At 73.3% G+C, this 6,154-nt stretch carries 5 protein-coding genes; all 5 read left to right on the top strand.

The genetic code is table 11. The annotated features are described in order from the left end of the window. Nucleotides 1–41: 41 nt before the first annotated feature. A complete protein-coding gene (locus ACRWK8_RS25545; RefSeq protein WP_431873091.1) occupies nucleotides 42–959 on the top strand; it encodes a sirohydrochlorin chelatase in 918 nt (305 codons plus the stop codon). A gap of 271 nt (nucleotides 960–1,230) precedes the next feature. Beyond that, a complete protein-coding gene (locus ACRWK8_RS25550) occupies nucleotides 1,231–3,672 on the top strand; it encodes a nitrate- and nitrite sensing domain-containing protein (RefSeq protein ID WP_378747114.1) in 2,442 nt (813 codons plus the stop codon). Beyond that, a complete protein-coding gene (locus ACRWK8_RS25555; protein WP_431873092.1) occupies nucleotides 3,662–4,114 on the top strand; it encodes a DUF742 domain-containing protein in 453 nt (150 codons plus the stop codon). Before ACRWK8_RS25550 ends, ACRWK8_RS25555 begins: the two co-directional genes overlap by 11 nt. A 74-nt stretch (nucleotides 4,115–4,188) precedes the next feature. Further along, nucleotides 4,189–5,409, top strand: a complete 1,221-nt coding sequence (gene lhgO, locus ACRWK8_RS25560) for an L-2-hydroxyglutarate oxidase (protein ID WP_431873093.1) — start codon at nucleotides 4,189–4,191, stop codon at nucleotides 5,407–5,409. 260 nt (nucleotides 5,410–5,669) lie between these two features. After that, on the top strand, nucleotides 5,670–6,154 hold a 485-nt coding region (locus ACRWK8_RS25565), incomplete at its 3' end, for a hypothetical protein (RefSeq protein WP_431873094.1).

The raw sequence follows: 6,154 nt of genomic DNA on the forward strand, positions 1-6,154 counted from the left end.
TTTGACAGCGCGCCCCATCCACTTCTCGTCTGAATCCTGGTATGCGAAACTCTGACCGACTTCCCCCACGCGAACTGCCCAAGCGGCGTTCCGGACGCCACCGCAACCCGCTGTCCTTCGACAACTGGTTCGGTACCCCCACCCTGATCATGGCGGTCCCGGGCACGGCCGAACAGGCCAGGGACGCCGACGGTGAGTTGATCGGTGCCCGAATGGCCGATCTCGTCCGGGCCTACCGCCCCGAGGTGACGATCAGGTTCGGGCACACCGAGGGCCACGAACTGGGTATCGGTGAGGCTCTGGCCGACCTGGAGGAGTCCGAGGGCCGACCGCTCGCCGGTGTCGTCGTCCCCCTGGTCACGGCGCCGCACGGGGGCACCAACGCCGCGATCGAGGCGGCCGTGGCCCACACCCGCGCGGACGTCCGCGTCACCGAGGGGCTGGGCCCGCACCCCATGCTGGCCGAGGTGCTGCACCTGCGACTGGCCGAGGCCGGGTTCGTGCGCGCCGACCGTATGCGCCTGATCAGTGTGACCGCCCGCAACACCACCATGGCCGACGGCGTCGTCGTCGGGGCCGTCGGGGGTGAGGGGGCCGTGGGAGCCGCCGGCGTCACCGCCGTCCTGCTCGCGGCCCGGCTCGGGCTGACGGTGCTCCCGGCGGACCTGGAGAACGAGGCCTCGATCGAGCAGGTCGTGGCCCAGCTGCGCCAGGGCGGCTGCCAGCGCCCGGTCATCGCGCCGAGCGCCCTGGGGCCGGAGGTTCCGCCCCGGTACCTGGCCGACCTCGCCGAGCGCCACGGCGCCCGGCCCGGCGCTCCCCTGGGGGCGGACAGCCTCCTGGGCAAGATCGCCGCGCTGCGCTACGCCGAGGTGCTCAACTCGCTCGGTGTGGAGCAGCCGCCCACCGCCGAGGAGCTGCCCGCCCCGGTGGGTTCCCGACACCGTCCCGAGTCCTGACTCCGCGACACGCCCCGCCAGGACCCCGTCGAACAGGGCCGCCCGGACCACCGGGCGGCCCTGTTCGCGTTGATCGGGGGGTGACCTGCCCCTTCACGTCGGATTCGCCCCTCCTCCACGCGCGCGCCGCGACCGTCCCCACAAGCTCGTATAACTAGTCGTGATTGTTTGACAACGTACGGCAATGATTTTTCGATAGCCTCGGCAGGACCGAAAGCCGCCGCGGCACCTCCCCAGGACGCCCCGGCACCCGCACGGGCTGGAGGGGGCCATGCGAAGAACACACGCGTCCACCCGGACGATCCGCGGGCAGCTCAACCGGATCGTGCTCATCCCGAGCCTGTGCTTCCTCGCGCTCTGGCTCATCGTGGCCACGCTCGGCACGGCTCAGGCCGCGCAGCTGATGAGCGCCGTGAGCCAGGCCAGGGAGGGCACGGAGATCCTGTCCCGGGCCGCGACCGAGCTGCGCGCCGAACGCCGACTGACCATGGTCCACCTGGGAGTCCAGGACGGCGGAGGGGAGGCGACCCGCCAGGACGACCTGGAGGAACAGCGCGACACCACCGACGGTGCCCTGACCGAGGCCGTGGCCCTGGCCGAGAGGCTGGAGGACGGCAGGGACGTCGAGGTGAACCGCAACTCCGCCCTGGTGACCGGAGCCCCCGACCGCCTGGAGGCCCTGCGCTCCACGGTCGACGCCCGCACCGCCAACCGGGGGGAGGCCCTCAGCGGCTACGGCGACCTCCTGGGGACCCTCACCGACACCGTCATCGCGCTGCTGCACACCACCGACGGCGGGGAGAACCTCACCGACGCCGTCCTCACCAGGGAGCTCCTGGCCGCGCGGGAGGAGTACGCGACCGCCGACGCCCTCCTCGCGGGGGTCATCGCGGCGGAGCGGATGACCTACGAGGAGACGGCGCACTTCACCTTCCTCACCGCCTCCTACCGCTCCACCCTCCACACCGTCAGCCACGCCATGCACCCCAGCATCCGCGCGGCCCACGAGGCCCTGGTCCAGGATGACGTGTGGACCAGGGCGGAGGGGTTCAGCCGCAGGGTCGTCACCCGTCCGCCGGTCGCCCAGAACGACGACGCCCTCCCCGGCCAGGAGCCCCTCACCGAGTGGAACTCCGCCATCGACATCGAGGCCAACGACTGGGACACCTCCTCGGCCGTCGCCGCCGGTTCCCTGGACGACATCTCCCGGTCCCAGATCGAACGCACCGTGGACCTGGCCTGGAGCGCCGCCCTGCTCAGGGTCACCCTGGGCGTCGCCGCCGCGGCCGTCACCCTCCTCGGCGGGGTGGTGGCCATCGCGCTCGTGGGCCGCTCCTCGCGCCGCCTCACCGAACGCCTGACCTGCCTGCGCGAACAGATCCTGGACCGGGACGCCGACCTGCCGGAGATCATCGAGCGGGCCCAGCGCGGCGACAAGGTCGACGTGGTGGACGAGCTCCCGGCCCTGGACGAGGAGGGAGACGACGAGATCGGCCAGGTGGCGGACGCCTTCGACAGCGCCCAGATCACCGCGGTGGAGGCCGCCGTCCGCCAGGCGGAGATCCGACGGGGCGCCAACCGGGCCTTCCTGGGGATCGCCTTCCGCAACCAGACCCTGGTCCAACGCCAACTGCGCCTGCTCGACGAGATCGAGTACAGGGAACAGGACCCCGAGGCGCTGCGTCGGCTCTTCCGCCTGGACCACCTGGCCACCCGTGCCCGGCGCTACGCGGACAACCTCATCATCCTGGGCGGCGGCCAGTCCGCCCGCCGGTGGCGTCAGCCGCGCCCCCTCGTGGACGTGCTGCGCGCCTCCATCGCGGAGACCGAGGACTTCGAACGCGTGCGGCTCACGTCCGCGCCCCGGGTGCTCATGCACGGCCAGGTCGTGGCGGACGTCGTGCACCTCCTGGCCGAGCTGGTGGAGAACGCGACCCAGTTCTCGCCCGCCGGGACCACCGTGGACGTCGGGTGCTCCCCGGTCGGGGGCGGTCTGATCGTGGAGATCGAGGACCGCGGGCTGGGCATGTCCGAGCAGGGCTACGCGGCGGCCGAGCGCACGCTCACCCGGCCGCCGGAGTTCGACGTCATGGCCCTGCCCGACGACCCGCGTCTGGGTCTGTTCGTCGTGGCCCGCCTGGCCGAACGGCACGGCATCCGCGTGTGGCTGCACCCCTCGCCCTACGGCGGCACCCTGGCGACCGCGCTCATCCCGGACAGCCTGCTGGAGCCCGTGGACAACCCGGTCCCGGTCACGGGTTCCCCGGCCGGGGTCCCGGCCTTCCCCGGCGCGCTCGGTCACCTGGCGCACCAGGGGCCGACCCAACAGACGGGACCCCAGGGGCCGTTCGGCCAGTCCGGGCCGCAGGGGGTCCCCGGCCACCACGACCGGGCCCCCCGCACCGGGCCCCAGGCGGGGACCGGCCCCCAGGCGCACTCCGGCCCCCAGCCGCAGGTCCACTCAGGTCCCCAGCCCCAGGCGGTGCCCCGGCCGCCCAGCGGCGAGCAGTACCGGGTCGGCGCCTCGGAGCCCCGGAGGCCCTACGGCGCCTCCGGGGGACGGCTCCCGCACCGCCGGTCGGCGCAGCGCGACCGAGGCGGCTCCACCGGGCCGTCCCTGCGCCTCGACTCCGGGGAGCAGGAGCCCCTCGACCCCGCGCCGTCCGACGTCTCGCCCTTCACGACACCACCAGGAGGACACAGTGAGCGCTGAGGGCCGCCACGCCCGTCGCCTGACGGAGCGTGGCGCGGCCGACCGCACCGACGGGAACGGCCCCAGACCCGCCGACGAGGGAGAGGACGCGGAGAACGAGAGGTTCCTGCGGCCCTACGCCATCGACGTCGGAACCACGGAGCGGGCCGCGCCGCCCACCGCGGACACCGCCGAACTGGACCTGCTCACCCTCGTGGTGGCCGCCCGTACCCCCGGCCGCCACGAGTGGCTGCGCCCCGAGCGGGAGGCCATCCTCAACCACGCCCGGCGGGCCCGGACCGTGGCGGAGCTCGCCGCCGAGGTCGGACTCCCCATGGGCCAGGTGCGTTCGATGGTCACCCGCATGGTCTCCGAGGGGTCGCTCCAGTCCTGCGGCCCGTCCCGGCCCCTGGGCCGCGAGGACATCCTGCACGCCGTCCTGGTCGGACTGCGCTCGCTGTGACCCCGGGCCGCGACGCCCGTGTTCCACGTCACCCGGTGCCCAACTCGCGGACACCGGGTTGCTAGCGTGCGCCCATGCGCAGCACCGAACACATCGGCATCATCGGAGCGGGGATCGTCGGACTGGCCCTGGCCCGCCACATCACCCTCCACCGCCCCGGCACCCGAGTCACCGTCCTGGAGAAGGAGAACCGGGTCGCCGCGCACCAGACCGGCCACAACAGCGGCGTCGTCCACGCCGGGCTCTACTACCGCCCGGGATCGCTCAAGGCGACCCTCTGCCGGAGGGGGGTCGGTCTGCTCAGGGACTACTGCGCGGAGAACGACCTGCCCTACGAGGAGGCGGGCAAGCTCCTCGTCGCGGTGAACTCGGAGGAGGAGGCGCGCCTGGACGACATCGAGGCGAAGGCCAAGGAGAACGGGGTCCCCGGGGTCGCCCGCCTCGGCCCCGAGGGGCTGCGGGAGGTCGAACCCCACGCGGTCGGGGTCGGGGCGCTGCACTCTCCCACCACCGCCATCACGGACTTCGTCGCGGTCGCGGAGCAGCTCGCGGACGACGTGCGCCGTTCCGGTGGCCGGGTCCTGCTCAACACCCCGGTCATCGACCTCCGTCAGGACCTCGACGGTACCGAGGCCCTCACCGGGGACCCCAAGGGGGAGCGGGTCATCCACCGGTTCGACCGGATGGTCCTGTGCGGCGGACTCCAGAGCGACCAGCTCGCCCGCATGGCGGGAGGCGGCACCGACCCGCGGGTCGTCCCCTTCCGGGGTCACTACCACGAGCTCGTTCCCGAACGCCGTGAGCTCGTGCGCGGACTGCTCTACCCGGTGCCCGACCCCCGGTACCCGTTCCTGGGCGTGCACCTGACCCGCCACGTGCACGGCGAAGTCATGGCGGGCCCCAACGCCATCCTCGCCCTGGCCCGGGAGGGGTACCGCGCCCGCGACCTGCACGCCCGTGAGTTCGCCCAGACGCTCGCCTGGCCGGGTTTCTGGCGGCTGGCCCGCCAGCACTGGACCGTCGGCGCGCGGGAGACACTGGTCTCGGCCTCCAAGGCGGTGTTCGCCGGGCAGGCCCGCCGCCTGCTTCCCGAGCTCACCGCCGCCGACCTGCGCCCGGCGCCCGCCGGAGTGCGGGCCCAGGCCCTGGGCCGGGACGGCGGCCTCCTGGACGACTTCCACGTGGACACCCACGGCCGTGTCGTGTGTGTCCGCAACGCCCCCTCACCGGCGGCGACCTCGTCCCTGGCGATCGCGGAGTTCCTGTACGACCACCACGTCGACGGCGCGCGCTAGGCTCCGGCCCTCGGGTACACCTTGGGGGAGCACCCCGGGCCCCGGTCCGCGCGGGGGAGTGCCACGAACGGACGGGGGAGTACCCCGGCCCTCAGGGCCACCCGGGGAGAACCTCGGGTGGCCCGGGCCCTCCTCCGGCCGGTGTGTCGGAACGGAGTTATCCACAGGTTCGAGGACACTCTGGTTCTGACCGCCCGCCCGGCGGAGCATGGAATCACCGGTCACTCGGGACGGTCCCGAGCCCGCCGGTGGAGGTGACCATGCGTCTGACCAGGTGGGCCTCGACGGCCCTCGCCGTCGTGCTCGCACTCGTTCTCACGGCGGCCGTGTCCGCCGTCGGCCCCCGAGGAGGACCCTTGGACGGATTCACCATCGGCCACCTGCCCGCGAAGGTCGGTCCCCAGGCCTCGGCCTCGGACTTCACCTACGAGTGGGGGGAGGTCTCCTTCACCCAACGGGCCTGGGAACAGGCCAAGGAGGGCGGCGGGTTCGAGGTGCTGCTCCAGGTCCTGGTCCTGAGGAGCGAGCAGCTCACCGACCTGGAGGCGGTCCGTGCCTTCCTCACCCGCTACCACGAGCGCGACGCGGACACCTGGGAGCTCGGGGACTTCGACAACAACGGAACCGGCGGGATGTACGGCGGCTCCGAGGCCTTCTGGACACCCGCGCCGGGCGTCGCCGTCGAGGTCCGCGACCCCTTCGGCCTCATCGGTGAGGAGGAGATCCTGGCCACCGCGCGCGGAGT

The sequence above is a fragment of the Nocardiopsis eucommiae genome, from assembly GCF_965344335.1.
GTDB classification, from domain to species: Bacteria; Actinomycetota; Actinomycetes; order Streptosporangiales; family Streptosporangiaceae; genus Nocardiopsis; species Nocardiopsis eucommiae.

What these genes read in the sequence shown, in the direction of transcription:
- ACRWK8_RS25550 (WP_378747114.1), top strand. Translation starts at nt 1,231, where the DNA reads ATGCGAAGAACACACGCGTCCACCCGGACGATCCGCGGGCAGCTCAAC.
- ACRWK8_RS25545 (WP_431873091.1), top strand. Translation starts at nt 42, where the DNA reads ATGCGAAACTCTGACCGACTTCCCCCACGCGAACTGCCCAAGCGGCGT.
- lhgO (WP_431873093.1), top strand. Translation starts at nt 4,189, where the DNA reads ATGCGCAGCACCGAACACATCGGCATCATCGGAGCGGGGATCGTCGGA.